Below are 26516 nucleotides of genomic sequence, written 5' to 3' on the forward strand. Positions count from 1 at the left end.
GGTGCGCGTTACGGAAGGGCGCCCTCTGTAGGAGCAGGTTTTCGGAAGGGCACCCTGAAAGGACGCGCTTCCGGGTGGGCTCTTCGCGAAGCCCTCCCGCGCAGCGGCCGTCGCTCACCCGCACGGCCCCCGCCCCGAGCGCCTCGTGAGCCGTCGCCGCAGGATGGATACATGCCCAATCCGTCCCGGCCGCGTGCCGCTGCCCTGGTCGCCGCCGTCCTCCTCATGGCCTCCGCCCTGGCGGCGTGCAGCAGCGACCCCAAGGACACGGACCTGACGTCCCAGAACCTCAGCTGGAAGGACTGCCCCGCACCCTCGGAGTCGGAGGGCGGCGGACCCGCGCCGTCCCCGCTGCCCGGCGGCGCCACCTGGCAGTGCGCCACCATGAAGGCGCCCCTCGACTGGGCCAAGCCCAAGGGCGACACGATCGGCATCGCGCTCATCCGCGCCAAGTCCACCGGCGACAAGGACAAGCGCATCGGATCGCTCATCTTCAACTTCGGCGGACCGGGCGGATCCGGAGTCACCACGCTGCCCGCGTTCGGCAACGAGTACACGAACCTGCGCACCCGCTACGACCTGGTGAGTTTCGACCCGCGCGGCGTCGGCCGCAGCGACGGCGTGAAGTGCGAGGACAACAAGCAGCTCGACAAGTACTTCCAGCAGGACGCCATGCCCGACAACCCCGCCGAGACGAAGGAGCTCGTGGGCAACATCACCCAGTTCAACGACGCTTGCGAGAGGAACTCCGGGACGGTCATCCCGCACGTCGCGACGACGGACGCGGCCCGCGACATGAACCTGATGTGGCAGGTGCTCGGCGACGACCAGCTGCACTACTTCGGGATCTCGTACGGCACCGAACTGGGCGGCGTGTACGCCCACTTGTTCCCCAAGAACGTGGGCCGTGCCGTCTTCGACGGCGTCGTCGACCCCACCCAGAACTCCGAGGAGAGCTCGCTCGGCCAGGCCAAGGGCTTCCAGCTCGCCCTCGACAACTACGCGAAGGACTGCACCTCCAAAGTCGAGGACTGCCCGGTCGGCGACACCCCCGAGCAGGTCAAGGCCAAGATCGCGAAGCTGCTCAAGGACCTGGACTCCAAACCGATCCCCGGCGTCTACCCGCGCCGGCTGACGCAGACCGCCGCGACGAACGGCATCGCGCAGTCGCTGTACTCCAAGGACTTCTGGGAGTACCTCACCGAGGGTCTCGTCCAGGCCTACGAGGGCGACGGCCAGATCCTCATGCTCCTCTCGGACTCCATGAACGGCCGTAACGAGGACGGCCAGTACAGCAACATCCAGGCGGCCAACGTCTCCGTCAACTGCGCCGACGACAAGCCCCGCTACACGCCGGCATACGTCAGGTCGAAGCTCCCCGAGTTCCGCGCCGCATCTCCCCTGTTCGGCGACTATCTCGCGTGGGGCATGCTCAGTTGCACGGAATGGGCGGTCCCCGGCGCCGCGGACCACCCCGACGTGAGCGCGCCCGGCTCGGCGCCGATCCTCGTCGTGGGCAACACGGGCGACCCGGCCACCCCGTACGAAGGCGCGAGGAAGATGGTCGACGCGCTCGGCAAGGGTGTCGGGGTGGAACTCACGTACGAGGGCCAGGGGCACGGTTCGTACGACAGCGGGAACAAGTGTGTGCGAGGCGCTGTGGACGGCTATCTGCTGAACGGGACCGTGCCGACGGCGGGCACAATCTGCAAGTAGCGGCGGGCGTAGGCCTGTTCGGCTCGCCCGCCCGGCTGTCGCTGACGCGCTGCCGCGGATGATTGTCAGAGGCGCTGCCTAGGATGGTCTGACTGTCTTCGGATCGGAGGCAGGCGAGGGGGATCGCCAGGGGGGTGCCTGTGTCGCGTCATGTTCGTTCGTTCGCGTTGCTGGCCGCGGGGCTGCTGGTGGCCGGTGCCGCCGCGGGCTGCGGCGGGTCGGGAGACAAGGCCGGGCACGGCGAGGGGAAGGGGCGCACGCAGCCACCGCGCTCGTCGCCCTCGTCACCGCGGGGCTCGGACAAGACCGGGCGCGCCGGCACGCTGCCCGCGCTGCCCGCCGCGCTCACGTCTCAGCGGCTCGACTGGGGCCGCTGCAAGGCCACCGACGACGGCCCCGCGCCCGGCTCCGACTGGCAGTGCTCGACGCTGAAGGCGCCGCTCGACTACGCGAAGCCGGGCGGGGAGACCATCGGCGTCGCCCTCATCCGCGCCAGGTCCACGGGCGGGAGCGGACGTTCCGGCTCGCTCTTGTTCAACTTCGGCGGGCCGGGCGGCTCCGGAGTCTCGATGCTGCCCGCCTTCGCGCCGGACTACGCGAAGCTGCGCGAGCACTACGACCTGGTGAGCTTCGACCCGCGCGGCGTCGGCGCGAGCGAGGGTGTGCGCTGCCGCGACGACAAGGCGATCCAGGGCGCCGAGTCCGTCGACCTCACGCCGGACACCCCCGCCGAGGAGCGGGCGTACTTCAAGGACGCCGCCGCCTTCGGCGCGGGCTGCGCCCGGCAGGCCGGCAAGCTGCTCGGGCACGTGTCGACGGACGAGACGGCCCGCGACATGGACCTGGCGCGCCAGGCGCTCGGCGACGACAAGCTGCACTACATGGGCGTCTCGTACGGGACCCAACTGGGCGGCGTGTACGCGCACTTGTTCCCCGGCAAGGTGGGGCGGCTCGTCCTGGACGCCGTGGTCGACCCGGCCGCGGACACCGTGGGCCACGCCGAGAACCAGACGAGGGGCTTCCAGCGCGCCCTCGACAACTACCTCAAGTCCACCGGCCAGGACCCGGCCCAGGGGTCCCGGAAGATCGCCGCCCTGCTGAAGCGGATCGACGCGAAGCCGCTGCGGACCTCGGGCGGCCGCGAGCTCAACCAGTCGCTCGCGACGATCGGCATCACCGTCACCCTGTACAGCCAGAGCAGTTGGCCCGCGCTGACGCGTGGCCTCGCGGCGGCGGAGAAGGGAGACGGGACGGCGCTGCTCGCCCTGGCCGACGCGTACAACGAGCGGAGTCCCTCAGGGCATTACAGCTCGCAGAGCCACTCACAGCGGGCGATCTCCTGCCTCGACGACAAGGAGCGGCCGACGCCGACGGATGCGAAGAAGCGGCTCGCGTCGTTCCGCGAGATCTCGCCCGTCTTCGGGGAGTTCATGGCCTGGGACACTGCGGGCTGGTGCCACGACTGGCCGGAGCCGGGCCAGTACGCGACGCCCGAGGTGAGCGCGCCGGGCGCCGCCCCGATCCTCGTCGTGGGGAACACGGGCGACCCGGCGACCCCGTACGAGGGCGCCCGCCGGATGGCGGACGAGCTCGGCAAGGGTGTCGGCGTCGAACTCACCTGGAAGGGCGAGGGTCACGGCGCATACGGCAGCGGGTCCACCTGCGTCGACTCGACGGTGAACGGCTATCTGCTGGAGGGCCGAATACCGCGCGACGGGAAGGTCTGCTCCTGACGCGGACGCGGACGCCGACGCGGCGCTCCGTCCGGCGCCCTGTGCGGCGCTCCATGACGAACGGGCCCCGCACGCGAGGCGCGGGACCCGTTCGGCAAAGCTCACCCGTGGCCGGCCGCACGGGCCGGCGGGCGGTCTAGTAGACCGGCTTCTCGGGCTCGATCTGGTTGACCCAGCCGATCACGCCGCCGCCGACGTGCACGGCGTCCGAGAAGCCCGCGGACTTCAGGACGGCGAGGACTTCCGCACTGCGGACACCCGTCTTGCAATGCAAGACGATCTTCTTGTCCTGCGGGAGGCTCTCCAGGGCGGTGCCCATGAGGAACTCGTTCTTCGGGATCAGCCGAGCGCCGGGAATCGAGACGATCTCGTACTCGTTCGGCTCACGGACGTCGATGATCTCGATGTTCTCGCCGTCGTCGATCCACTCCTTGAGCTGCTTGGGAGTGATCGTCGAGCCGGCCGCCGCCTCCTGGGCCTCCTCGGACACGACGCCGCAGAAGGCCTCGTAGTCGATGAGCTCGGTGACGGTCGCGTTCGGACCGCAGACCGCGCAGTCGGGGTCCTTGCGGACCTTGACCTGGCGGTACTGCATCTCCAGGGCGTCGTAGATCATCAGGCGGCCGACGAGCGGCTCGCCGACACCCGCGAGGACCTTGATCGCCTCGGTGACCTGGATGGAGCCGATGGACGCGCACAGCACGCCCAGGACACCGCCCTCGGCACAGGAGGGGACCATGCCGGGGGGCGGGGGCTCCGGGTAGAGGCAGCGGTAGCACGGGCCGTGCTCGGACCAGAAGACCGAGGCCTGGCCGTCGAAGCGGTAGATCGAGCCCCACACGTACGGCTTGTTGAGCAGCACGCACGCGTCGTTGACCAGGTAGCGGGTCGCGAAGTTGTCCGTGCCGTCGACGATCAGGTCGTACTGGCTGAAGATGTCCATCACGTTCTCGGCCTCGAGCCGCTCTTCGTGGAGGATCACGTTCACGTACGGGTTGATGCCGAGGACGGAGTCCTTGGCGGACTCGGCCTTGGAGCGGCCGATGTCGGCCTGGCTGTGGATGATCTGGCGCTGGAGGTTCGACTCGTCGACCTCGTCGAACTCGACGATGCCGAGCGTGCCCACACCGGCCGCGGCCAGGTACATGAGCGCCGGCGAACCGAGGCCGCCCGCACCCACGGCGAGCACCTTGGCGTTCTTCAGCCGCTTCTGCCCGTCCATCCCGACATCGGGGATGATCAGGTGGCGGGAGTACCTGCGGACCTCGTCTACGGTGAGCTCAGCAGCTGGCTCTACCAGGGGTGGCAGCGACACGGGGGCTCCGTTGATCGTCATTTCGGAACAGTGGTTCTTGCGTCAACACTGCCACGCCCCTCTTCATTCCGAGACACCCGTTCCGACCCGCGAGACGATGTCGTCCCAGTACCCGGGCATGGCCTCCCAGGGATCGGCGGCGCCGCCCCGGTCCGTGCGGTCGGTGAAGTAGATCGTCCCCGCGCCCTGCCAGCGGGCGATGCGCAACGCCTCGTCGAGGTGCCCGCGGGGTACGCCGTGCACGAAGTGGCAGAAGCGCTCGGGCGGGTAGTCGGCGGTCCACTCGGCGACCTGGGACCAGCGGTAGTCGCTCCACGGCCCGGAGAAGGTCACCAACTGGTCGGCGGTCTCGGCGTATCCCGGGTACGGGTGGGTGCCGTGCCCGAGGACGATGTGGGCGTCCGCGCACAGGGCGCGCAGCGTGGTGACGATGCGGCGGACCTCGGGGAGGGCCGCCCGCTCGGTCGGGCAGCGGCCGAGGGAGAACCCGTCGACGCGGTACCAGTCGAGATAGCGGTGGGCGTCGGAGACGACCTCGCCGAACGAACGGGCGCCGTAGGTGAGATCGAGGTGGCCGAGGACCCGTACGTCCCGGTTGCGCAGCCTGCCCGCGGCTTCGAGGCAGTGCGGGTCGGGGCGGGCCCCGGGTCCGTCCGCCACGTTCAGGACGACCCAGTGCAAGGGGGTGCCGGGGCGGGTGAGTTCGGCCCATTCGACGGGCGCCATGAGGGGGTGTGCGTAGCCGGGGATGCCGAATCCGAGCCGTATGTCGGTGCTCGCGGTCCCGGGGGCGGTGGGGGTCAGATACGGCATGCCGCTTCCATCCAGATGTCGGCGAGTGATTCCTCGAGGTTGATGCGGGGGCGCCAGCCGAGCCGGTCGCGTGCGGTGCGCACGTCGGCCTGCTGCCAGCTGCCGCAGCCGTCCGGGTACGGGTACGCGGCGGGTGCCACGTGGTCGGGGTCGGAGCGGGGGTGGCCGAGCGTCGGGCGGACGGGGCCGCCGGGTGAGTCGAGCTCGTGGAGCGCGCCGCCGAAGCCGGCGACGCGGGCGAGAACGGACGCCGCGTCCCGCAGCCGGACGGCACGGCCCGAGCCGATGTTGATGACGCCCTGCGCGGCGGAGAGCGAGGCGGCGTGGACGGCGCGTGCCACGTCGCGTACGTCGATGAAGTCGCGCTGCGCGCCGAGTCCGCCGAGCTTGAGTTCGCCGTCGCCGGACTGCATGGCGCGGCGCATGGCCTCGGCGAGACGGCCGAGGGGTGAGCCGGCGGGGGTGCCGGGTCCGGCCGGGGAGAACACCCGCAGGACGACGGCGTCGAGGCCGGAGCCGAGGACGAGTTCCGTCGCGGCGAGTTTGCTCACGCCGTACGGTCCGCCGGGCCTCGGCACGGCGTCCTCGGCGGTGGAGGAGCCGGGCTGCGAGGGCCCATACTCGGCGCCGCAGCCGATCTGGACGAGGCGGGCGCCGCAGCCGCTGCGCCGCAGTGCCTCGCAGATGGTGGCGACGGCGACGGTGTTGTGGCGGGTGAGGTCGCGGGCGCCGCCGCGGGTGGCTCCCGCGCAGTTGATGACGACTCCGGGGTGGACCGCGTCGAGGAAGCGGGTCAGTGCGCCCGGGCTTCCGGTGGCGAGGTCGAACCGTACGTCCGCGTCGTCCCCCCTGCCGAGTGCGGTGAGCTGCACGGCGGGGTCGGCAAGGAGGCGGTCGGCTACGAAGCGGCCGAGATATCCGTTGGCTCCGATCAGCAGCACCCTCATCGGGCGGCTCCCTGAGTGAGCTCTCCGGGCTCTCCGGGCTCTCCGGGAAGTCCTGGGCGCCCGGGGTGTCTGGATGGCCCGGGGCCTCCGGGGGGAGGGGTGGTCATCTCGCGTTCTCCTTAGGGGTGTTGCCGTGGGTCTTCGGAAGGCCCGCGGTGTCGGCCCCGCGGGAGGGGAGCGGCCGGCGGGCCGCTTCGTGTGGTCGTACGGCGTCGGACGCGGTCACGGAGTGGTGTCCGTGGGCGCGTGGGCGGAGGCCCTGGTGAGAGTGCGGGCCGCGTGGAAGAGGAGGGTGAGCGCGGCGGCGCCGCAGGCCAGGCCGGGTACGGAGCCGGGCCCCCAGGTGTCGACGGCCGTCTCTACGGGGACGGCGAGGAAGCCGCAGCCCGGGAGGCGGCCGGCGAACACCGTGCAGACCGCGAGCACCTCGGCTGCGGCGGCTGCGCCGAGGACGACGGCGGGGGCATGGGTGCGGCCGTGCGCCATGAGCAGGCGGGCGAGCAGCAGGAGTGCGCCGAGCGTTCCGGCACCGGCGTATGCGGCGTCCTGGCCGAGTACCGCGGCGATCACCCCGATGAGGGTCCACAGCGCACACAGGAAGAGCGCGAAGACCCCGAGGAGGAGGGGGCGTACCGAGGCGGCGAACTCTTCGAGGCCCCGGCTGGAGGCGAGCCTGCGGCGGGCCACGGCGCCGAAGAGTCGGGCGCACCAGGCGCCGGGCGCGACGGCGAGGGCGAGGGCGAGGAGCGGGGCGGTGGCGGGTGCCCAGGCCTCGTCGGGACCGCCCGCCACGGCGGCGCTCAGGAGTCCGTCACCGAGGAGCGCGTAGGCGAGGAGCCAGCAGGTCCAGGCGCGGGTGGCGGGCACTGGGTGGGCGGTGGCGCGCAGCGGGCCCCGGCTCAGGGCCGCGCGGAGTGCGGCGGAGACGGCGAGCACGCCGACGGCCCCGACCGCGAGTCGCACTCGTCCGCCGGTGAGGTCGAGTCCGACGAGGGTGAGGGCGCCCAGCGTGCCGGGCAGCAGTGCGAGGACGGCCCAGACGGGGCGCCGGCCGCGCGGCGTGGCGGATACGGCGTGCCGGGTTTCCGGTTCGATGTCGCTGTCGCGGGGCACACGTGCGTACATCTCTTCGGCGAGCGAGAAGACGTCGCGGTGCCGGAAGCGGGCGGCGGTCCGGTCGGTCACGCCGTGGGCCTCCAGACCGGCGGCGATCTCCAGGGCGTCGACGGCGCGCTCGCACAGCTCGCGGTGCCGGTGCATCAGCGCTTTCACTGGGTCCACGCCGGTACGGCGGCGGCTGCCGACGCCGGCCTCGTCGGCCTTGGCCGGGCTTCCGGGGTTGGCGAGGCTGCCGGGAGGGGTGGACGGCGGAGAGGGTGGCACGTCGGGGAGCGGGCTGCCCGTCGAAGCGGCGGCGGTGGCGGTGGCGCGCCAGGCCGGGGGTTCGGTCAACAGCGCTTCATCGGCCGCGGCGGGGTCGAGCCCAAGGGCCAGAAACCTCGGCTCACCCTCCGGCTCCGGCTCCGCACGCCGCCCCGATACCGGTCCAGCCTCCGGCTCCGCACGCCGCCCCGATACCGGTCCAGCCTCCGGCTCCAGCACCGCACGCCGCTCAGATTCCGGTCCAGCCTCCGGCTCCGGCTCCGCACGCCGCTCAGATTCGGACTCAGCACCCGAACCCGTAACCGGCTCAGCACCCGACCCCGCAATCGGCTCGGTACCCAGCCCCGCCCCGACTTCCGACCCCGACCCGCCACCCGACCCAGGCTTCGACCCCCGGGCCGGCCCCGGCTCAGCACCCGGCCCCGGCTCCCCCAGCGCCTCCTGCGACCCCGCACCCCACGCATCCGCGCCACCCGGCACCTGCGGCGCGTCCAGGCCCGCGCCCACGACCGTCTCGCCCGCCCCCTGCCCGCTCACGCGTCCCCCTCCCCACCGGGAAAGGCCCCGGCCAACTGGCCTTGCGCACCGGCCGGCCGCTCCCCGCCACCACCCGAACCAACGCCGACGCCACCGCCCGAGCCGATACACCCAGCCGCACCCACAGCTCCGGCGCCGCCCCCCGGGGCAGCCGCCTCCCCCTCCGTCCCCGCCCAGCTGGGCGCGCTCCCAGAAGCGGAGCGCCCCGCCAGCCACGTGCCGAAGCCTCCGCCCGACTCGCTCGTCGGTGCGGTCCAGCGGCCCGGCACATGGGCCTCCGGGGGGTTGGCGAAGGGCAGGGGTTCGCCCGCGTCGTCCACGGCTTCACGGCGCACGGGGCAGTGGGAGACGATCTCCAGGTAAATGCCGTGAAATGCCGTGATGTTCTGCTCGACGGTGAAGAGTTCGAGCGCTCGTGCCCGCGCGGCGGCGCCGAGCCGTTCACGGCGCCCCGGGTCACGCAGCAGCGACACACACGCCTCGGCGAGTGCCCGCGGATTGCGCGGCGGGACCACCAGGCCGGTGCCGCCGATGACCTCGACGACCGCGCCCGCGTCGGTCGAGACCGTCGCGCGTCCGCAGAACATCGCCTCGACGAGGCTGATGGGGAACCCCTCGACGATGCTCGACAGGACGACGACGCTCCCGGCGGCGTACGCGTCCGCGAGGTCGGGCGTCTCGGGCCCGCCGATCTCCTCGAAGGAGACCGGGTTGTCGCCCATCGCGTGGGCGCCCTCCGCCTCGTCGGGGAAGAGCTGGGCGGCGAGTGCCTTGCAGTGGGCGAGGTAGGCGGCGGCGTCGGGTCCCTCGGCAGGCGCTCCGACGAGGCGCAGGCGGGCCTTGGGCTCCTCCTTGCGGATCTCCGCGAAGGCGTGGAGGAGGGAGATCAGGTCCTTGGAGGGTTCGATGCGGCCGACCCAGACGAGGGTGCCGGGCTCGCCCGGCTCCTCGCGCTCGCCGATCTCGGCGAAGCGGGAGGCCTCCATGCCGGGGTGGACGGTACGCAGTCTCGCGCGGTCGGCGCCGCACCGCTCCTGCCAGCGCCGGGCGTGGGTGTTGCCGGGGGTGATGATCGCGGCCTGCCGGTAGGTCTCGGCGGCGAGGCGGCCGTGGAATGCGGCGAGCATCGCCCGTACGGGGGCGCTGAGTTCGGCGTCCGAGGCCGCGATGTAGTGGGCCCGCAGCTGTACGCCGTACTCGGTGACGAGGAGGGGGACGCCGGAGAAGTGGCGGGCGACGAGTCCGGGGAGGGCGGCGGGGCCGCCGGAGGTGGCGTGGCACAGGTCGACCGAGCCGAGGCCGTCGTCTCCGTACCAGTCGAGGGAGAGCGGGCGCAGGGCGCGTTCGATCTGTCCGGCGACGGCGAGGAGGTCGGGGACGCGGGCGGCGCGGGCCGCGCGCAGGGCGCCCGGTGCGCGGCAGGCGCGCTCCAGTGTGCGCACGGCGGTTTCGGAGCGCAGGGCGCCGACGAGTCCGCCTTCGTCGCGGGCGAGTTCGGCGAGGGCGTAGAGCGCGTTGCCGAAACGGTCCGCCTCGGTGCCGGCGGAGGCGGCGGGCGCACCCGCGAGGCCGGTGGTGTCGGGGGAAGCCCCGGTGCAGACGGCCGTGGCCAGCTCCGCGTACGCGTCGGCGAAGCGTCGCCTGGCGCGGCGCCCGTAGCCGGTGCTGTCGTCGTCGGCGGTCCACATCGGCGCGGTGCGCACCCGGCTGACCTGCGGCGGCAGTTCGATCCAGCCGCGGTCCTCCTGGTCCTGGCTGCGGCTGAGCGCGTAGAGGTCGAACTCGTGCTGCTCGAGCCCGCGCACGAGCCGGTCGCACCAGAGTCTGGCCTCACCGCTCACATACGGATAGCCACCCTCCGTAAGCAGTCCGATGCGCACGAGCACACCCCCGATCTCCCGTCTGGGGAGCCGCCGTTGGTCCGGCGGCTCAGCGGGACGAACGTATGCGGACATGCCGGTGGCGTGATGGACGGTTGTCCATCACGCCACCAAAAGGGGTGAACGGCCGTAACTTTCCCGCACGGGTAGCGTTCTGTCGCGCTACACGCCCATTCGGTCACGGAATGTCATGCTGCGGCCAGCTCCCTGCGGGCGGAGCGCCGTCGCGCGGCGACGGCCGGATCGAGCGCCGGCACGGCGGCGAGCAGCTGCCGGGTGTACGGGTCCTGTGGCGCTCCGTAGACCTCGTCCACGGTGCCGTACTCGACGACGCGTCCCTTGCGCATGACGGCGACCCGGTCGCTGACCTGGCGGACGACGGCGAGGTCGTGGGCGATGAAGACGAGGGCGAGGCCCAGCTCGTCCTGGAGTTCCCGCAGCAGGCCGGTGACCTGGGCCTGGGTCGTGACGTCGAGGGCGGAGACGGCTTCGTCGCACACGATGATGCGCGGTTCGGCGGCGAGCGCGCGGGCGATCCCGACGCGCTGGCGCTGGCCGCCGCTGAACTCGTGCGGGTAGCGCCCGTAGTGCGCCGGGTCGAGCCCGACGCGTTCCAGGAGTTCCTCGACCCGGCCGCGCACCTCCCTGTCGCCGCGCGCCCGCAGCGGGTCGGCGACGGACTCCCCCACGCTGCGGCGGGGGTTGAGGGAGGAGACGGGGTCCTGGAACACCATCTGCACGCCCGTGTCGGCGCGCGCCCCTGAAAGGAGCACCTGCCCGGACGTCGGTTCGAGGAGCCCGACGAGCATCCGCCCGAGCGTGGTCTTGCCGCTGCCGCTCTCGCCCACGATTCCGAGGGTCTCGCCCCGGCGCACGGTCAGGGAGACCCCGTCGACGGCGGCGAAGGCACGCTTGCCGCGCCCGAACTCCCGTCGCAGGTCGACCGCTTCGAGCAGGACGTCACCCGTCGCGTCCGGGCGCTGCGGGCGTGCCGCGTCGACGCGGGGGACGGCGCCGAGCAGTTCCTTCGTGTACACGGCGGAGGGTGCGCCCAGCACGTCGGCGACGGCTCCGCGTTCGACGGCGCGGCCGTGGCGCATGACGAGGATGTCGTCGACGCTCTCGGCGGCGACGCCCACGTCGTGGGTGACGAGGACGAGGCCCATGCCGGTCTCCTCGCGCAGTCCGTGCAGCAGGTCGAGGATCTGCGCCTGGACGGTGACATCGAGGGCGGTGGTCGGTTCGTCGGCGACGAGGAGGGCGGGTTCGCAGGCCAGGGCCATGGCGATCAGGGCGCGCTGGCGCATGCCGCCGCTGAACTCGTGGGGGCGTGAGCGCGCGCGGCGGGCGGCGTCGGGGATGCCGACGCGGTCGAGCACCTCCACGGCACGCGCGCGTGCGGCGCGCCGGGACGCCCTGGAGTGCGCGCGGTACACCTCGGCGATCTGGTCGCCGACGGCGTAGTACGGGTCGAGGGAGGACAGCGGGTCCTGGAAGACCATCGCGGCCGTCCCGCCCCGCAGTCGCCGCAGGGCCTCGCCGTCGGCTTCCTGCACGTCGGTGCCGGCGACCCGCACGGATCCGGTGACGCGCGCGCCGGTCCCCCGGTGGAGGCCGAGGAGCGCGGAGGCGACCGTGCTCTTGCCGGAGCCGGACTCGCCGACGATCCCGAGCGCCGCGCCCTCCTCCAGGCGGAAGGAGAGCGTGTCGACGGCCCGCAGGTCCCCGAACTCGACGGTGAGCGCGTCCACTTCGACGAGGCTCATGACAGGACCACCCGTCGGTCGGCCACCGCGTACAGGACGTCCGCGACGGCATTGGCGAGTACGACGAAGAAGCCCGTGACGAGGACCATGCCGACGACGACCGGCAGGTCGACGACGTTGACGGCGTGCACGAGCTCGCGGCCGAGCCCGGGGATGCCGAACAGGGTCTCGCTGAGCACGGCGCCGCCGAACATGGAGCCGAAGTCGTTGGCGTTCAGGGCGATGACGGGGGCGACGGCGCCGCGCAGGGCGTGCCGTCCGATGATGGAGCGTTCGCCGACCCCGTAGGCGCGGAAGGTGCGCACGTGGTCCTCGGCGAGGGTCTCCAGCATGGAGGCGCGGGTGAGGCGCGCGTACTTGGCGGCCTCGATGAGGGCGAGCGACAGCCAGGGCAGGAGCAGGTTCCACGCCCACTGTTCGGGGTCGTCGGTGAAGGGCACGTACTGCGGGAAGGGCAGCCACTGGAGCTGTCCGCAGACGACGATCATCAGCAGCAGGCCGATGACGAAGACGGGTGTGGCCGTGCCGGCGAGGGTGATGCCGGTGAGGATCCGCTCCGTGGGACGGCCGCGCCGCCATGCGGACAGGACGCCGGTGCCGACGCCGAGGATCAGCCACAGCACCATGGCGCCGAGCGCGAGCGAGGCGGTGGCGGGCAGCTTGGTGAGGATCAGCTGTGTGACCTGCTGGTCGGTCTGGTACGAGAAGCCTAGGCAGGGGGCGTCGCAGTGCTGGACGGCGGTGCCGGTGGAGAAGTCCTGTCCGGCGAAGATGCCCTGGAGGAAGTGCCAGTAGCGCAGGTACAGCGGGTCGTCGAGCCTCAACTGGTCGGCGACCTGCTGCACTTGGGCGGGCGAGCAGCGGGGGCCGCAGCTGATCTGGGCGACGTTGCCGGGGGCGGCGTAGAAGACGACGTAGACGATCACGGAGATGGCGAGCAGGGTGACGGCGGCGCCGATCGCCCTGCGCAGCAGGAAGCCGGTCATGCGTCGGCCTCCCGCCTGCGGCCCGTGCCGATGCGCAGGCGGGACGCGGCGCGCGGGTCGAGCGCGGTGCGCACGCCGTCGCCGAGGACGGTGAGCGCGAGCACGGTCACGAAGAGCGCGCCTGCGGGCAGCAGTAGGTACTGCGGTGCGGCCTGGTACCAGACGTCGGCGGCGGTGAGCATCTGTCCCCAGGAGGGTGTGGGCGGTTTGACGCCGACGCCGAGGAACGAGAGGGCCGCCTCGACGGTGACGTTCGTCGGGACGAGCAGGGACGCGTACGTGATGACGGGCGCGGCGAGCGAGGGGAGGAGTTCGCGGCGGGCGATCTGCCAGGTGGGCCAGCCGCTGAGCCGGGCCGCGGCCACGAAGTCGCGTTCCTTGAGGGTGATGGTCTGGGCGCGCACGATCTTCGCGGTGCCGCCCCAGGCCACGAGCCCGATCACGAGGGCGACGAGGACGGGCCGGGGAAAGCCGCCCGGGACGATCGCCATCAGGGCGAGCGCGAGGATCATCAGGGGCAGCGCGACGATGACGTCGGTGGCACGGCTGAGGATCTGGTCGACCCAGCGGTTGCCGAGCCCGGCCGTGATGCCGACGGTGACGCCGATGAACACCTGGACGACGGTGGCGGCGAGCGCGACGCCGAGGGAGACCCGGGCTCCGTAGACGAGGCGGGTGAACAGGTCGCGTCCGGTCTGCGGTTCGACGCCGAGCCAGTGCTCGCCGCCGGCCCCGCCGAACGCGCCGACGGGCACGCCGCCGCGCGCGGAGTCGATGAGGTGGGGGTGGTACGTGTTCGGGTCCTGGCCCTCGATCAGCGCGAGGAGCGGGGCCCCGAGCGCGATCAGGACGAGCAGGGCGACGACGGCCGCCGCGACGAGGGCGGCGCGCTGCGCGCGCAGGCGCCGCCAGAACTGACGGGCTCCGGAGACGGGGGCGGACGCCGTGACGGCGTCCGCCCCTGCGGTCTCCGAGGCCACGAGTGCCTCGGTCATCGCGTCACTTCACCGAGACCTGCGAGATGTCGAGCACGCCGGTCCAGTCGCTGATGACGATGTTCTTGACGTCCGGTCCGTACAGGCGCTTGTACACGGGGTGGAACAGCGGCACGGTCAGTGCCTGCTCCCCGATCTTCTTGTCCAGTGCACCCCAGCGCTTGGCGGCGGCGTCGAGGTCGGTCAACTTGTTGATCGAGTCGATCTCGTCGTTGACGGACTTGTCGTCGAGGAAGCCGGTGTTGAAGTTCGCGCCGTCCTTGACGATCTGCCGGCCGTCGAAGATCGGGGCGAGGAACGGACCGCCGGAGGGCCAGTCGGCTCCCCAGTGCGCGAGGAAGAAGCCGGGCTCCTTCTTGGCGCTGTGGATCGTGTCCGAGTAGTCGTTCGCCTCCAGGCCCTGGAGCTTGACGGTGATGCCGGCCTTCTTCAGGGCGTCCTGGAGGGCGGTGGCGATCTCCGGGCTGGTCTCGAAGTCCTTGGCGTTGGAGTGCGTGAGGGTGACCGTCAGGCCCTTCTTGTAGCCGGCTTCCTCGAGCAGCTCCTTGGCCTTCTGCGCGTTGCCCGAGGCGCCGGCCGGGAAGTGGTCGTACGCGGTGTAGCCGAAGGACTTCTGGTTCGGCAGGTAGGTCGTCGCGGCCTGGGCGAGCGAGGATCCGCCGGCCGCGTTGATCACCGACGAGCGGTCGACGGCGGTGGCGATGGCCTGGCGCACCTTCGGGTTGCCGAACGGCTTCACCTTCGGGTTGAAGGCGATGTAGTTCGTGTAGCCGAAGTGACCGGTGCCGACGCGGGCAGCGAGCTTCTGGTCGCCGCTGACCTTGGCGAGTTCGGCGGGGCCGAGGTTGGTGTCGGTGGTGACCGCGGCGGCGTCGGCGCCCTGACCTGCGGAGAGCCGCTGGTTGATGACGGAGGAGTCGAGACCGGAACGGACGTCGATCCGGTCCGGGTAGGCCTTGCGCTCCTCGTCGGTGGTCGCGGACCAGTGCGTGTTGCGCTCCAGGACGAGCCGCTCGCCGTCGTTCTCGTTCTTGACGATCTTGTACGGGCCGGACGAGACGGGGTGCTCCTCGTACTTCGTGCCGGTGTCCTTGGCCTTGGGCACGGGCGTGAACTGCGTCTGCGTGGCCAGGTAGGGGAACTCGCCCTCGGGCTTGTTCAGGTGGAAGACGATGGTCCGCGCGTCCGGGGTCTCGATCGAGTCGAGGCCCTTCTTGTCCTTGTACGGGCCCTGGTAGTCGGCGCCACCGATCAGCCAGTCCCTCAAGTACGGTGCGCCGCCGGAGAGTTCGGCGGCGAAGGACCGCTCGATGCCGTACTTGATGTCGGCGGACGTGATGGGCGAGCCGTCCTCGTAGGTGACGCCCTTCTTCAGGGTGTACGTCCACACGGTCGCGTTCTTGCTGGGCTTGCCCAGGTCGGTGGCGAGGTCGGGGACGACCTTCGCGCCCGCTGCGCCGTCCTCGCGGTTGCGGGTGGTCAGCGTGCGGAAGACGAGCGAGGGGACGTTGCCGCCGCCGGAGGTGTAGAGCCGCGCCGGGTCGAAGTCGGACTGCGGGTTGGAGTTGAGGACGGTGAGGGTGCCGCCCTTCTGCGGCTTGGCGTCGGAGCTCCCCCCTGCGTCGCCGGCCTCGGGCCCGGCGCAGGCGGCGGCGCCGGCGGCGAGGACCACGCTGACGGATGCGGCGGCCACGCGGCGCGCTATGACGGACGGTTGACGCATCGGAAATCGACCCCTTGGGGAATGTGCGCTGCGGTGGGCAGCAGAGGGCAGGCAGGGAAATGTGAGAACTCGCCCGAGGCACGTCGACAGCCGGAAACGGCGAAACCGGAAACCCTGAGAAGAAATAAGGGTGGACACCGGAAAGGAGAGATTAAATGCGACGCGGCACGCCAGGGGCGGGCGTCAGCAACAGTGCACGTCGGCGACGCACAGCGCGGTCACGCCGATGAGCGTGAGCTCAATGGCGGTGCGCGAGGGTGCGTGGCGGTGCGACATGCGGAGAAATATGAACGAACTTTCGCCGGATGTCAAAGCGGCCCCTGCCCCCTCTTGCCCCTGCGGCTCAACTCTTGGGAAAGGCCCAGGGGTTGGGCTTGCAGGTGATTCCGTCGAAGGTCAGGAACTTGGTCTGCTGCTGCATGACGGGCGCGAGCGCGCCGTTCTTCGTGCAGGTCACATGGTTGAACCCGAGCCGGTGCCCGACCTCGTGGTTGATGAGCATCTGCCGGTACAGATAGATCTTGTTCCCGTACGTCGTCGACCCCTGCGCCCACCGATAGGCGTTGATCATGACGCGGTCGGTGGCGGCGGAGTCGCAGGACACATTGTCCTCGGTCGTGTCGAGCCCGGATTTCTCGCACCAGACGCCGGTGGTCCCCGGACTGGCCAGCGTAATCACGAAATCGGGCTTTCCAGAGGAAATCCGCTCGAAAGTCCTGCCGCCGCCGTGGGCCCAACTGCGGTCGTCGTTCAGAGTCTTCTGCACGGCCTGGGCGAAAAGCGCGCCGTCGAGCCCGAGCCCGTTCTCGACGTCGATCCGGTACCGGAACTTCTCTCCCTTGCCCGGCGCCTTGTCGAACCCGGGCACCGCGGTGAACTTCCCGGAACCCTTGAGCTTGGCGGACAGGGGATACGTCTTGCCCATCTTCTGGTCGTACGTCAGCGGGGTGACGGGCCGCGCCTTGCCCCTGGGGGTGGCCCGGTCGTCCGAACGGGACGCCGAACCGGCCGTCGACCGCCGGCCGGGCCCGGCCGCGGACTGCGCGTGGGCGTCGGCCGCGTCGCCACGCCCCTGGACGACGTGCCCGGCGACGACGACGGCGAGCACGGTGGTCACGGCGGCGGCCGCGATGCCGGTGTACGTACGGCCCTTGCCCCGTTTGTCACCCGGCTCCTCGTCCTCGGCGGACACCGCGGCGGACGCGCCGGGCTCGCCGCCCTCCGCGTCCCAGTCGGTGACAGCGCCGTACGGGTCGGAGGGACGGGCGGGCGGGGCGAACGCGTCCACGTAGTCCTGCCGCGGCCTGCTCCGCGGCGCGGGCACGACCGGCGCGGCCGCGTAGCCGACGCCCATGCGGGTCTCACCCCGGGCGCCCCCCTCGGTCTGCTCAGGGTGCCCACCACGCACATGCGGAACGCCGTGCGCGGGCGTGCCCTGCGGGAATCCGTGGGAGGGCGTCACACGGGGCGAACCATGAGCCGGGGTCCCCTGCGCCGCCGGGAAACCGTGCGGCGGGGTCGCCTGCGGAAAGCCATGTGCGGGGGTCGCCTCGGAGAACCCACGCGTGGTGGGACCCTGCGGCGGAGCCGCCTGCGGGAAACCGCGCGGCGGAGTGGCCTGGGGGAAGCCGTGTGCGGGCGTCGCCTCGGAGAACCCACGCGGCGGCCCGGCGTTCGGCGGCCCGCCACGGTACGGGGCCGGTCCCGGCTGCGCCTGCCCGCGCGGAGCGCCCTGCTGCGCCTGGGGTCCCGGCGTGGTGGGACGTGGGACATCGGGGGCGCCGCGCCTGCGGCGCCCGTGGCCTGCGGAGACCGGTGCCCCGGCCGCCTCTGTGTCGTCCAACGGTGCCGGTGCCGGCCCCCGGCGGCTATGCCGTCCCACTCGCCGCCTCAGCTCCCCGCCCGCTCGTCTCGTCGCTCTCGGTCGATCCCCCCGCGTCCGCGAGGAGTTCACGCATCGCCGTGGCGACCGTCTCCGGATACTCCATCATCGCCACGTGTCCCGCGTCCGGCAGCGTCAGGAGCCGCGAGGAACGGAACGTCCGCGCGGCCCGCGCCGCCATCCGGTAGGACACGAGCTGATCGCGTCCACCGTAGACGAGGAGCGTGGGCGCGAGGACACGTTCGGCCTGACGCCACAGCCCATGCTGCCCGCCCAGGGTGTACGCGTTCACCACGCCACGCGCCGAACGGGTCATCGCGTCCCAGAAATACGGCAGTTGAAGCCGCCGCTCCATCTCCTCCACGGCGGCCCGGTACCCCTCGGGAGTGACCCGGCCGGGATCCCCGTAACAGAGTGCTGTGACGCCGCGCACCCGCTGTTCGGCGGTCCAGTCCTTGCTGAGGCGGGTGAAGAGCGAGGCCACGCCCGGTACGGCAAGCAGTGCGGTCGGCACCGCCGTGCGCTGCACGCGGATCTCGGGCAGCGCGGGCGAGACGAGGGTGAGGGTGCGGACGAGATCGGGCCGTACGGCCGCGACCCGCGTCGAGATCGCCCCGCCGAGGGAGTTGCCGACGAGATGGACGGGCCCGCGGCCCGCCGCGTCGAGGTGCCGGATGACGGCGCGGGCGTGCCCGGTCACCGAGTAGTCGCCGTCGTCCGGCGGCGGCGAGTCACCGAAGCCGGGCAGGTCGAGCGCCTCACCGTCGACGACGTCCTCGAGGAGCGGCATCAGGGCCGACCAGTTCTGCGAGGAGCCGCCGAGGCCGTGCACGTACAGGGCGGGCGGCAGTCCCGCGCGGGTGCCGGGGCGGGAGCGGATCGTGAGCGAGAGCCCCGGCAGGCCGACCGAGTCGAGCCGCTCGCCCTCCGCGACCCGGACGGTGCCCGGCTTGGGCGCCGCGGCTGCGAAGGCGGCAGGCACGCGCGGCGACTCGGTCGAAGACATGCGGGATATGTTACGAGACGATCACGCACTGGATCGTGTGTTCGCCGTCACAGATCGCATCGCGCCCCTTTCCGGTGTCTCCTACGCTCGGATCTGGGCACCCGCCCACATGAGGACGCACGAGGACACATGAGGGAAGGGAGCCGCCATGAAGGTCGACCCATCCGACCCTGACACCTTCGAGCAACAGGAGGACGACGCGGAGTTCGGCGTCGAGGCCCCCGAGGCGGACGCGGCCGAGCAGCTCACGGAACTCTCGCCGCACCGGGACGACCCTCCGGCGGACGCCGACCCGGACGCCGCGAACGAGGCGGACCGTGCCGAACAGGCCCGCGTAGTGGATCTGGACGAGGACGACTATCGATGACCTGCCCGTATTTGCCCGTATGCGGACGGTTTTCATAGCTGTCCGGTCCGTGAAATTGTGCCCTCGCACCGCGCACACCAGGGTTACCGAAAAGTACGATGGCGGAGCGGCGCACACCGCACACGGACAATCTTGGGAGGCGGCGTGACAGCCATCGAGCAGACAGAGGCAGCGCGCCCTCGGGGCACGCGCCTGCCGCGCCGTGCCCGACGTAACCAGCTTCTGGGCGCGGCCCAGGAGGTATTTGTCGCGCAGGGCTATCACGCGGCGGCCATGGATGACATCGCGGAGCGCGCGGGCGTCAGCAAGCCGGTGCTCTACCAGCACTTCCCCGGCAAGCTCGACCTCTATTTGGCCTTGCTCGACCAGCACTGCGAGGCGCTTCTCCTGGCCGTGCGCACGGCGCTGGCCTCCACGTCCGACAACAAGCAGCGGGTCGCGGCCACGATGGACGCGTACTTCGCCTACGTCGAGGACGAGGGCGGCGCGTTCCGCCTGGTCTTCGAGTCGGACCTGACGAACGAGCCCGCGGTGCGCGAGCGCGTGGACCGCGTCAGCCTGCAGTGCGCGGAGGCGATCTCCGACGTGATCGCCGAGGACACCGGCCTGTCGAAGGACGAGTCGATGCTGCTCGCCGTCGGTCTGGGCGGCGTATCGCAGGTCGTGGCGCGCTACTGGCTCTCCAGCCGGTCGCAGATCCCGCGCGACAAGGCCGTGACGCTCCTGACGTCCCTGGCCTGGCGCGGCATCGCCGGCTTCCCGCTGCACGGCACCGACCACCACTGACGAGGCGCGGCGCACGGCGGTCCACGGTCTTGTTCGCTACTGGCGTGCAGCATCGACGCCGGGTACGTCCCCTCACCGGGCTAATGTGTGCTGGGTACGGCGCGGTCGTCCGCGCACATCACGGATCGTCGGAGGGACAAGGCCGTGGAGGTCAAGATCGGCGTGCAGCACACGCCCCGCGAGATCGTTCTGGAGAGCGGCCAGACCGCCGAGGAAGTCGAGAGCGCGGTGTCCGAGGCACTGTCCGGCAAGGTGCAGCTGCTGACTCTCGTGGACGAGCACGGCCGCAAGGTCCTGGTGCCGGCCGAGCGCCTGGCGTACGTGGAGATCGGTGAGCCGACGGTGCGCAAGGTGGGCTTCGGCCCCGTGTAGAGCCCCGCGCACGGCGGCACGAAAGACATACGGGAAAGGCCCGGTGGCGGATGCCACCGGGCCTTTCCCGTGTCTGTTTCCCCGCCGGTCAGCGACGCCGCGCCCCTCACAGGGCGGGCACAGCGAACCCATACGGGGAGGATTGCATTCCGCGGCCCGGGGGTACACCGGTCAAGACCGATTTGCACCACGGCCAATGCGGGAGGGACCTCACACAATGCTCCTGGAAGCGCTCGGCTCCGCCCTGCTCGGCCTCGGCCTTGCCTGGGCCGCGACTGTCCGCCTGCCCCGCCGGCTCCCGCCCCGGGCGCTCGTACTGCCGACAGGAATCGCGGGTGCGCTCTTCGGGGCATTTCTGACCCACACCGCGCTCGGCTCCGGCCACGCCCTCGCCACCCTCGCCGGAGCGGTCGTCGTGGCGGTGGCGTCCCTGTCGCTGCTGCTGCGCCCCTCAGCCCGGGTCCGCCGGTCAGCGCCGGCCTAGGGCCTCTCCTCCGACGACATCGCGGCAGAGCGCAAGACCCCGGACGGTGACCGGCCGGCGGTGAAGCCGCCTCAGGCCGCGAGCCCCAGCGCGGCCATCCGCTTGGTGTGCGCCTCGGTGATCCGCGAGAACATCCGGCCGACCTCCGCGAGGTCGAACCCGTCGGCCACGCCGCCGACGAGCATCGTCGACAGGGCGTCCCGGTCGGCGACGACCCGCTGCGACTGCGAGAGCGCCTCGCCCATCAGGCGGCGGGCCCACAGCGCGAGCCGGCCGCCCACGCGCGGCTCGGCCTCGATCGCGGCCCGCACCTTCTCCACGGCGAAGCTGGCGTGCCCGGTGTCGTCGAGGACCGCGAGGACGAGGGAGCGGGTGTCCGAGTCGAGCCGGGCCGCGACCTCGCGGTAGAAGTCACTGGCGATCGAGTCGCCGACGTACGCCTTGACCAGACCTTCCAGCCAGTCCGACGGCGCGGTCTGCTTGTGGAAGCCGTCGAGCGCGGCGACAAAGGGCTCCATCGCCTCGGTCGGCTCGACGCCGATCGCCGAGAGCCGGTCGCGCAGTTGCTCGAAGTGGTGGAATTCGGCGGACGCCATTTTCGCGAGCTCGGCCTTGTCGCCGAGCGTCGGCGCCAGCTTCGCGTCCTCGGCGAGCCGCTCGAATGCGGCCAGCTCTCCGTACGCGAGTGCGCCGAGCAGGTCCACGACCGCGGCGCGGTAATGAGGGTCGACGGATGCCTTCGCCCAGTCCTGGGCGGCGATTCCGGTGGGTTCGTCGGCTGCGGCGGTGTCAGGCGTCTCCATGAAGCGCACAATAGCCCGCCGACCGCCGCTCGGAAGTCCCTGGTCAATCACTGTGACGACGACTACGTGACCAATTCGGCCATCGCACATGCGCGATTCCGGGGTATGGTGGTAAAGAGCCCGCCGGGTACGAGCAGAACTTTTACGTGTCTGTTTGTACGCGTTTTCGACGGGCTTCATGAATGAGGATGCCCGGTCGGTGGCCCGATCGGCTCCGACCCGACAGCCCTCCGGGCGGTACGTCACACGGCGTACGGCATGAGGAGGGAATCCCTCAGCGGCACGAGCGCTCGAGCGTCGGCAGTGGTCCCGCGTCACCCGGCCCGCCCGCCTCTCGCTGGCGACCGGCGATCAAGGCACGGTCACGACCCCCGCGTTCGCCTCGCACCGCGTCTCACAGAAGAGGCAACACCCTGACTACGCAGCAGCTTTCCACGTTCCGAGAGCTCGGGATCCTCCCCGAGACCGCCGAGGCCCTCGAGGCCGTCGGCATCATCAATCCCTTTCCCATCCAGGAGATGACGCTCCCCGTAGCGCTCTCCGGCACCGACGTCATCGGCCAGGCCAAGACCGGCACCGGCAAGACGCTCGGCTTCGGGCTTCCGCTCCTCGAGCGCGTCACCGTCCCCGCGGACGTCGAGGCGGGCCGGGCGCAGCCCGAGCAGCTGACCGACGCCCCGCAGGCGCTCGTAGTCGTCCCCACCCGTGAGCTGTGCCAGCAGGTCACGAACGACCTGCTGACGGCCGGCAAGGTGCGCAACGTGCGCGTCCTCGCCATATACGGCGGGCGTGCCTACGAGCCGCAGGTCGAGGCCCTCAAGAAGGGCATCGACGTCGTCGTCGGCACCCCGGGCCGTCTCCTCGACCTCGCGGGCCAGAAGAAGCTCAACCTGAAGCACGTCAAGTCCCTCGTCCTCGACGAGGCCGACGAGATGCTCGACCTGGGCTTCCTGCCCGACGTCGAGAAGATCATCAACATGCTTCCGGCCAAGCGCCAGACGATGCTGTTCTCCGCGACGATGCCCGGCGCCGTCATCGGCCTGGCCCGTCGCTACATGTCGCAGCCGACGCACATCCGCGCCACGTCGCCCGACGGCGAGGGCGCGACGGTCGCGAACACCTCGCAGCACGTCTACCGCGCGCACAACATGGACAAGCCGGAGATGGTCGCGCGCATCCTGCAGGCCGAAGGCCGCGGGCTCGCGATGATCTTCTGCCGTACGAAGCGGACCGCCGCCGACATCGCCGACCAGCTGCAGCAGCGCGGCTTCGCGTCCGGCGCCGTCCACGGCGACCTCGGCCAGGGCGCGCGTGAGCAGGCCCTGCGGGCGTTCCGCAACGGCAAGGTGGACGTGCTCGTCTGCACCGACGTCGCCGCTCGCGGCATCGACGTCGAGGGTGTGACGCACGTCATCAACTACCAGTCCCCCGAGGACGAGAAAACGTACCTGCACCGCATCGGCCGTACCGGCCGCGCGGGCGCCAAGGGCATCGCGATCACGCTGGTCGACTGGGACGACATCCCGCGCTGGCAGCTGATCAACAAGGCGCTGGACCTGAAGTTCCCCGACCCGGTCGAGACGTACTCGTCGTCTCCGCACCTGTACGAGGAGCTGAACATCCCCGCCGGCACGAAGGGCGTGCTGCCGCGCTCCGAGCGCACCCGGGCCGGCCTCGCCGCCGAAAAGGTCGAGGACCTCGGTGAGACCGGTGGCCGTGGCGGGCGCGGTGGGCGTGGTGGCCGTACGGCCGCCACTCCGGCTCCCGTCCAGGAGCGCGAGCCGCGTCCGGCGCGTACGACGCCGCGTCGCCGTCGCCGCATCCGTAACGGCGAGCCGGTGGCCGCGCCGACGGTGAACGAGCCGAGGACGGCTCCGGCCGAGGCGGTCGCCGCCTCCGAGGCCGTGGACGCCACGGTGGTGGAGCCGCGTACGCCGCGCCGTCGCCGTCGCACCCGTTCGGGCGCCGCGCCGGAGGCCGTCGTCAAGACCGTCGCCGTCGCGACGGCCGAGGTTGTCGCCGACACGGTCGAGGCGCCCGCGGTCGCCGAGACGAAGCCGAAGCGCACCCGTAAGGCCGCCGCCCCCAAGGCCGCTGCCGAGGAGGTCGCCGAGACAGTCGAGGCGACGGTCCCGAGGCCGCGCCGCCGCACCCGCAAGGCCGCGGAGGCCGTGGTGGACACGGTGGAGGCCGTCGAGCCGGTCGAGGCTCCCGCGGAGACCAAGCCCAAGCGCACCCGCAAGGCCGCGCCCAAGGCCGAGGCCGTCGCGGACACCGTCGAGGCCGCCGAGACCAAGCCGAAGCGCACCCGTAAGGCCGCCGCGCCCAAGGCGACCGCCGAGCCGGTCGAGGCTCCCGCGGAGACCAAGCCCAAGCGCACCCGCAAGGCCGCGCCCAAGGCCGAGGCCGTCGCGGACACCGTCGAGGCCGCCGAGGTCGCCGAGACCAAGCCGAAGCGCACCCGTAAGGCCGCCGCCCCCAAGGCGACCGCCGACGCGGCCGCCGAGGTCACGGAGACGAAGCCGAAGCGCACGCGCAAGGCCGCCGCCCCCAAGGCGACCGTCGACGCGGCCGCCGAGGAGGCGCCCGCCAAGCCCCGCCGCCGCACCCGCAAGGCCGCGGAGCCGACGGAGAGCTGAGCAGGACCACGGAGCAAGCCGATGGCCCGGCGCCCGCGAAAGCGGGGCCGGGCCATCGGCGTTCGCGGTCACGGAGGTCGCGGAGAGGCCGCCCCGTCCCCGAATGACCCGCGGCGGCACTGCGGTTAGCCTCGTCGCATGAGTCGGCCTCCCGCTTTCGCCCCGCCGCCCGGCGCCGTCGCCCACGCTCTTCGGACCGAGCGCGGCGACTTCGCCGCCATCAGTGCCGGTCCGCAGGACGCCGGCCACACCGGTACCGCGCTCCTGCTGCCCGGGTTCACCGGCAGCAAGGAGGACTTCATCGCCCTGCACGTGCCGCTCGCCGCCGCCGGGTACCGCACGGTCGCCGTGGACGGGCGGGGGCAGTACGAGTCGACGGGGCCCCTGGACGACGAATCCCCTTACGCACAGCGGGAGTTGGCCCGCGATGTGCTCGCGCAGGCGGCCGTCGTGGACGACGGGACGCCGCTGCATCTCGTGGGGCATTCGCTGGGCGGTCAGATCGCCCGGGCGGCCGTGCTCGTCGACGCGACGCCGTTCGCCTCGCTCACCCTCATGTCCTCGGGCCCGGCCCAGATCTCGCCGTCGCAGCAGGAGCGGGTCAAGCTGCTGCGGGACGCACTCGCCGTGCTCGACATGGCGCGGGTCTGGGACGCGATACAGGCGCTCGACGCGCCGGAGGAGACGGACACCCCCGGAGCGGGCGCGGACGACGCCGCCGCCCTGCGGCACCGCTGGCTGCTCAACAGCCCGGCCCAGCTCATCGCGACCGGCCGCCAGCTGTGCACGGAACCGGACCTGGTCGACGAGCTGGCGGCCGTCCGGCTGCCCAAGCACGTGCTGTCGGGCGAGCGCGACGACACCTGGCCGGTGCAGCTCCTCGACTCCATGGCCGTACGCCTCTCGGCCCGCAGGACCGTCGTCGCGGGCGCGGAGCACTCCCCGAACACGGACCGCCCCCAGGAGACCGCGGCGGCCCTGGCCGCGTTCTGGGACCTGCACCCGCCGGTGGTCTAGCCCGGAGGGCGCGGTCCTAGTACTGCGCCTGGAGGTGGCCCCAGAAGCCGTCCCGCAGGGCGCGCCGCAGATCGGACTGCCCCCGCAGCGAGTACTGCAGCAGCGCCTCCGCCTCGACCAGCAGCTCCTGGTCGACGGGCCCGGGCAGATAAGGGTGCCCCGGCAGCAGCTCCACCAGTGACTCCCTGCCACGCGCGGCGAGCCACTTCGCGGCGATCTGCGCACCGACGAAACGCACGTCCTCCCGCGAGGGGCGGGGCGTGCCCGCGCTCTCGTACGTCGCCGCGGTGGTGCGCCGGGACACGTACGGCTTGAAGAACGCCAGGTCGAACGTGCGCTGGCTGTCGACCTCCCACAGGAGCGGGTCCGCCTGGTTGCGACCCTCGGGTGCCTCGATGCCCCACAGGTGGACGCGTGCGCCGTAGCCCTGCGCCGCCTCGACCGCTGAGACGAGGTCCTCGTCCCCGCCGACGAGCGCGGCGTCACTGATGGCGCGGTGCCGGGCGAGCGACTCCAGGTCCGTGCGGATCAGGGAGTCGACGCCCTTCTGCTGGTTGTGGGCGTTGAGGTTGCCGAGCCTGACCTTGACGTCGGGCAGCTCGGCGATCGACTGCTGTTCGTTCGTGTGGATGCGGCGCCGGGCACCGTCGTACCAGTAGACGCGCAGCAGCCGGCTGTCCGCGAAGATCGTGCGGGCCTTGTCGATGAAAGCGTCGACGATGCCTTCGGCGTCGAGGTCGAAGGCCCTGCGGTCCTCGGTCCCGGTGACCAGGCGGCCGGCGGCGGCGTAGAGGTATCCGGCGTCCACGAAGATCGCGTGGGTGGACGGGGTCTTGGCCACTTCGGCGAGCATGCGCTTGAGCAGCTCGTTCGTACGGTCGAGCTCCGCGCGGATGGCCGTCAGGTCGTCGTTCATATGTGGCCCATTGTCACGGCCGTCACGCTGCGAACACAACTGGTCCCGCTACCCGAGGGTAATTAGCCTCGCGAAAAATTTCCTTAGCGTAGGGAATGTTTGCTGGGGGCAACTCGTTGATCCCTACAGAACGCGGGGCATTGAAGCCACGCAATCCACTCTTAACGGTCAGGCAACCGCCTGGCCGTACGACGGGGCAAGACTCTTGTCCCGTGCCAGTAGTTCTCCTCCAGGAGGATGACCAGACGAAGGGAGAAGCGGTTATGCGCTTCGAAATCATGCGACTCGACGATGTCGACGGAACCGCCGTGGACAGCACTGTCGTGGACGCCGCCTCCGTCAACCGGATCGTTCAGCAGGCGGCTGCCACCGGGCAGCGCCTCTACATCCGCCCGGCCGAGTCGCCGGCCTCGTAACGCGACGACGACTCCTGATACACCGTACGTAATC

Annotated in this window: 23 protein-coding genes; 9 read left to right on the forward strand and 14 right to left on the reverse strand. The window is 71.7% G+C overall.

Annotated features, from left to right (window positions below; all coding sequences use genetic code 11):
- The first annotated feature begins 171 nt into the window (after nt 1-171).
- Nucleotides 172-1716, forward strand: a complete 1545-nt coding sequence (locus tag OHO83_RS18150; RefSeq protein WP_266673894.1) for an alpha/beta hydrolase — start codon at nt 172-174, stop codon at nt 1714-1716.
- A gap of 140 nt (nt 1717-1856) precedes the next feature.
- Entirely contained in the window at nt 1857-3449 is a 1593-nt protein-coding gene (locus tag OHO83_RS18155) for an alpha/beta hydrolase (protein ID WP_266673892.1), read from the forward strand.
- A 136-nt stretch (nt 3450-3585) separates the two neighbouring features.
- Here the strand turns inward: OHO83_RS18155 and moeZ are convergent, their stop codons facing one another.
- From moeZ to OHO83_RS18215, 12 genes are all read right to left on the reverse strand, one after another.
- Entirely contained in the window at nt 3586-4764 is a 1179-nt protein-coding gene (moeZ, locus tag OHO83_RS18160) for an adenylyltransferase/sulfurtransferase MoeZ (protein ID WP_116513428.1), read from the reverse strand.
- 63 nt (nt 4765-4827) lie between these two features.
- A complete protein-coding gene (locus tag OHO83_RS18165; RefSeq protein ID WP_266673890.1) occupies nt 4828-5577 on the reverse strand; it encodes a spherulation-specific family 4 protein in 750 nt (249 codons plus the stop codon).
- Nucleotides 5565-6524 (reverse strand): NAD-dependent epimerase/dehydratase family protein, encoded by a 960-nt coding sequence (locus OHO83_RS18170; RefSeq protein ID WP_116510264.1) that lies wholly within the window; start codon nt 6522-6524, stop codon nt 5565-5567. The genes OHO83_RS18165 and OHO83_RS18170 overlap by 13 nt, the downstream gene beginning before the upstream one ends.
- Nucleotides 6525-6746: 222 nt before the next feature.
- Nucleotides 6747-7976, reverse strand: coding sequence for a hypothetical protein (locus OHO83_RS18175; protein ID WP_266673888.1), 1230 nt, complete (start codon nt 7974-7976; stop codon nt 6747-6749).
- 464 nt (nt 7977-8440) lie between these two features.
- Complete coding sequence (locus OHO83_RS18180) at nt 8441-10324, reverse strand: DUF3492 domain-containing protein (protein WP_266673886.1); 1884 nt, start codon at nt 10322-10324, stop codon at nt 8441-8443.
- A 188-nt stretch (nt 10325-10512) separates the two neighbouring features.
- Entirely contained in the window at nt 10513-12090 is a 1578-nt protein-coding gene (locus tag OHO83_RS18185) for a dipeptide ABC transporter ATP-binding protein (protein WP_266673884.1), read from the reverse strand.
- Nucleotides 12087-13076, reverse strand: a complete 990-nt coding sequence (locus OHO83_RS18190) for an ABC transporter permease (RefSeq protein ID WP_266673882.1) — start codon at nt 13074-13076, stop codon at nt 12087-12089. The genes OHO83_RS18185 and OHO83_RS18190 overlap by 4 nt, the downstream gene beginning before the upstream one ends.
- A complete protein-coding gene (locus OHO83_RS18195) occupies nt 13073-14071 on the reverse strand; it encodes an ABC transporter permease (RefSeq protein WP_266673880.1) in 999 nt (332 codons plus the stop codon). Before OHO83_RS18195 ends, OHO83_RS18190 begins: the two co-directional genes overlap by 4 nt.
- A 4-nt stretch (nt 14072-14075) precedes the next feature.
- Complete coding sequence (locus OHO83_RS18200) at nt 14076-15794, reverse strand: ABC transporter substrate-binding protein (protein ID WP_266673878.1); 1719 nt, start codon at nt 15792-15794, stop codon at nt 14076-14078.
- Between the two features lie 183 nt (nt 15795-15977).
- The gene (locus OHO83_RS18205; protein ID WP_323182959.1) at nt 15978-16070 is read right to left on the reverse strand and encodes an Ms4533A family Cys-rich leader peptide; all 93 of its coding nucleotides are present in this window, start codon (nt 16068-16070) and stop codon (nt 15978-15980) included.
- Nucleotides 16071-16137: 67 nt separating this feature from the next.
- Nucleotides 16138-17676: a DUF3152 domain-containing protein gene (locus OHO83_RS18210; RefSeq protein ID WP_266673876.1), complete on the reverse strand. Its 1539-nt coding sequence runs from the start codon at nt 17674-17676 to the stop codon at nt 16138-16140.
- The gene (locus OHO83_RS18215) at nt 17663-18682 is read right to left on the reverse strand and encodes an alpha/beta fold hydrolase (protein WP_266673874.1); all 1020 of its coding nucleotides are present in this window, start codon (nt 18680-18682) and stop codon (nt 17663-17665) included. The genes OHO83_RS18210 and OHO83_RS18215 overlap by 14 nt, the downstream gene beginning before the upstream one ends.
- Nucleotides 18683-18830: 148 nt before the next feature.
- On the opposite strand from OHO83_RS18215, the gene OHO83_RS18220 reads away from it, so the two are divergent.
- The 4 genes from OHO83_RS18220 (at nt 18831) to OHO83_RS18235 (ending at nt 20691) form a co-directional block, all read left to right on the forward strand.
- Nucleotides 18831-19049 carry a hypothetical protein gene (locus OHO83_RS18220; RefSeq protein WP_266673872.1) on the forward strand — a complete coding sequence of 73 codons (219 nt, stop codon included), beginning with the start codon at nt 18831-18833 and terminating at the stop codon, nt 19047-19049.
- 144 nt (nt 19050-19193) lie between these two features.
- Nucleotides 19194-19835 (forward strand): TetR/AcrR family transcriptional regulator, encoded by a 642-nt coding sequence (locus OHO83_RS18225; RefSeq protein WP_266673871.1) that lies wholly within the window; start codon nt 19194-19196, stop codon nt 19833-19835.
- 144 nt (nt 19836-19979) lie between these two features.
- Nucleotides 19980-20207: a DUF3107 domain-containing protein gene (locus tag OHO83_RS18230; protein ID WP_206302077.1), complete on the forward strand. Its 228-nt coding sequence runs from the start codon at nt 19980-19982 to the stop codon at nt 20205-20207.
- 217 nt (nt 20208-20424) lie between these two features.
- Nucleotides 20425-20691, forward strand: a complete 267-nt coding sequence (locus OHO83_RS18235; RefSeq protein WP_266673870.1) for a hypothetical protein — start codon at nt 20425-20427, stop codon at nt 20689-20691.
- Nucleotides 20692-20762: 71 nt separating this feature from the next.
- On the opposite strand, the gene OHO83_RS18240 is transcribed toward OHO83_RS18235, so the two are convergent.
- Entirely contained in the window at nt 20763-21494 is a 732-nt protein-coding gene (locus OHO83_RS18240; protein ID WP_116513430.1) for a ferritin-like fold-containing protein, read from the reverse strand.
- Between the two features lie 518 nt (nt 21495-22012).
- Here OHO83_RS18240 and OHO83_RS18245 point away from each other — a divergent pair.
- On the forward strand, nt 22013-24133 hold the full coding sequence (locus OHO83_RS18245; RefSeq protein WP_443066052.1) for a DEAD/DEAH box helicase: 2121 nt from the start codon (nt 22013-22015) through the stop codon (nt 24131-24133).
- 138 nt (nt 24134-24271) lie between these two features.
- Complete coding sequence (locus OHO83_RS18250; protein ID WP_266673868.1) at nt 24272-25150, forward strand: alpha/beta fold hydrolase; 879 nt, start codon at nt 24272-24274, stop codon at nt 25148-25150.
- Nucleotides 25151-25166: 16 nt separating this feature from the next.
- Here the strand turns inward: OHO83_RS18250 and OHO83_RS18255 are convergent, their stop codons facing one another.
- Complete coding sequence (locus tag OHO83_RS18255; RefSeq protein ID WP_266673866.1) at nt 25167-26066, reverse strand: NYN domain-containing protein; 900 nt, start codon at nt 26064-26066, stop codon at nt 25167-25169.
- 263 nt (nt 26067-26329) lie between these two features.
- Here OHO83_RS18255 and OHO83_RS18260 point away from each other — a divergent pair, with 263 nt between their 5' ends.
- A complete protein-coding gene (locus OHO83_RS18260; protein ID WP_266673864.1) occupies nt 26330-26482 on the forward strand; it encodes a hypothetical protein in 153 nt (50 codons plus the stop codon).
- Nucleotides 26483-26516 lie beyond the last annotated feature (34 nt).

This window comes from Streptomyces sp. NBC_00569 (assembly GCF_036345255.1).
GTDB lineage: Bacteria > Actinomycetota > Actinomycetes > Streptomycetales > Streptomycetaceae > Streptomyces.

What these genes read in the sequence shown, in the direction of transcription:
- OHO83_RS18165 (WP_266673890.1), bottom strand. Translation starts at nt 5,577, where the DNA reads ATGCCGTATCTGACCCCCACCGCCCCCGGGACCGCGAGCACCGACATA.
- OHO83_RS18260 (WP_266673864.1), top strand. Translation starts at nt 26,330, where the DNA reads ATGCGCTTCGAAATCATGCGACTCGACGATGTCGACGGAACCGCCGTG.
- OHO83_RS18240 (WP_116513430.1), bottom strand. Translation starts at nt 21,494, where the DNA reads ATGGAGACGCCTGACACCGCCGCAGCCGACGAACCCACCGGAATCGCC.
- OHO83_RS18215 (WP_266673874.1), bottom strand. Translation starts at nt 18,682, where the DNA reads ATGTCTTCGACCGAGTCGCCGCGCGTGCCTGCCGCCTTCGCAGCCGCG.
- OHO83_RS18220 (WP_266673872.1), top strand. Translation starts at nt 18,831, where the DNA reads ATGAAGGTCGACCCATCCGACCCTGACACCTTCGAGCAACAGGAGGAC.
- OHO83_RS18195 (WP_266673880.1), bottom strand. Translation starts at nt 14,071, where the DNA reads ATGACCGAGGCACTCGTGGCCTCGGAGACCGCAGGGGCGGACGCCGTC.
- OHO83_RS18150 (WP_266673894.1), top strand. Translation starts at nt 172, where the DNA reads ATGCCCAATCCGTCCCGGCCGCGTGCCGCTGCCCTGGTCGCCGCCGTC.
- OHO83_RS18190 (WP_266673882.1), bottom strand. Translation starts at nt 13,076, where the DNA reads ATGACCGGCTTCCTGCTGCGCAGGGCGATCGGCGCCGCCGTCACCCTG.
- OHO83_RS18245 (WP_443066052.1), top strand. Translation starts at nt 22,013, where the DNA reads ATGACGCTCCCCGTAGCGCTCTCCGGCACCGACGTCATCGGCCAGGCC.
- OHO83_RS18170 (WP_116510264.1), bottom strand. Translation starts at nt 6,524, where the DNA reads ATGAGGGTGCTGCTGATCGGAGCCAACGGATATCTCGGCCGCTTCGTA.
- OHO83_RS18205 (WP_323182959.1), bottom strand. Translation starts at nt 16,070, where the DNA reads ATGTCGCACCGCCACGCACCCTCGCGCACCGCCATTGAGCTCACGCTC.
- OHO83_RS18200 (WP_266673878.1), bottom strand. Translation starts at nt 15,794, where the DNA reads ATGCGTCAACCGTCCGTCATAGCGCGCCGCGTGGCCGCCGCATCCGTC.
- OHO83_RS18185 (WP_266673884.1), bottom strand. Translation starts at nt 12,090, where the DNA reads ATGAGCCTCGTCGAAGTGGACGCGCTCACCGTCGAGTTCGGGGACCTG.
- OHO83_RS18250 (WP_266673868.1), top strand. Translation starts at nt 24,272, where the DNA reads ATGAGTCGGCCTCCCGCTTTCGCCCCGCCGCCCGGCGCCGTCGCCCAC.
- OHO83_RS18255 (WP_266673866.1), bottom strand. Translation starts at nt 26,066, where the DNA reads ATGAACGACGACCTGACGGCCATCCGCGCGGAGCTCGACCGTACGAAC.
- OHO83_RS18235 (WP_266673870.1), top strand. Translation starts at nt 20,425, where the DNA reads ATGCTCCTGGAAGCGCTCGGCTCCGCCCTGCTCGGCCTCGGCCTTGCC.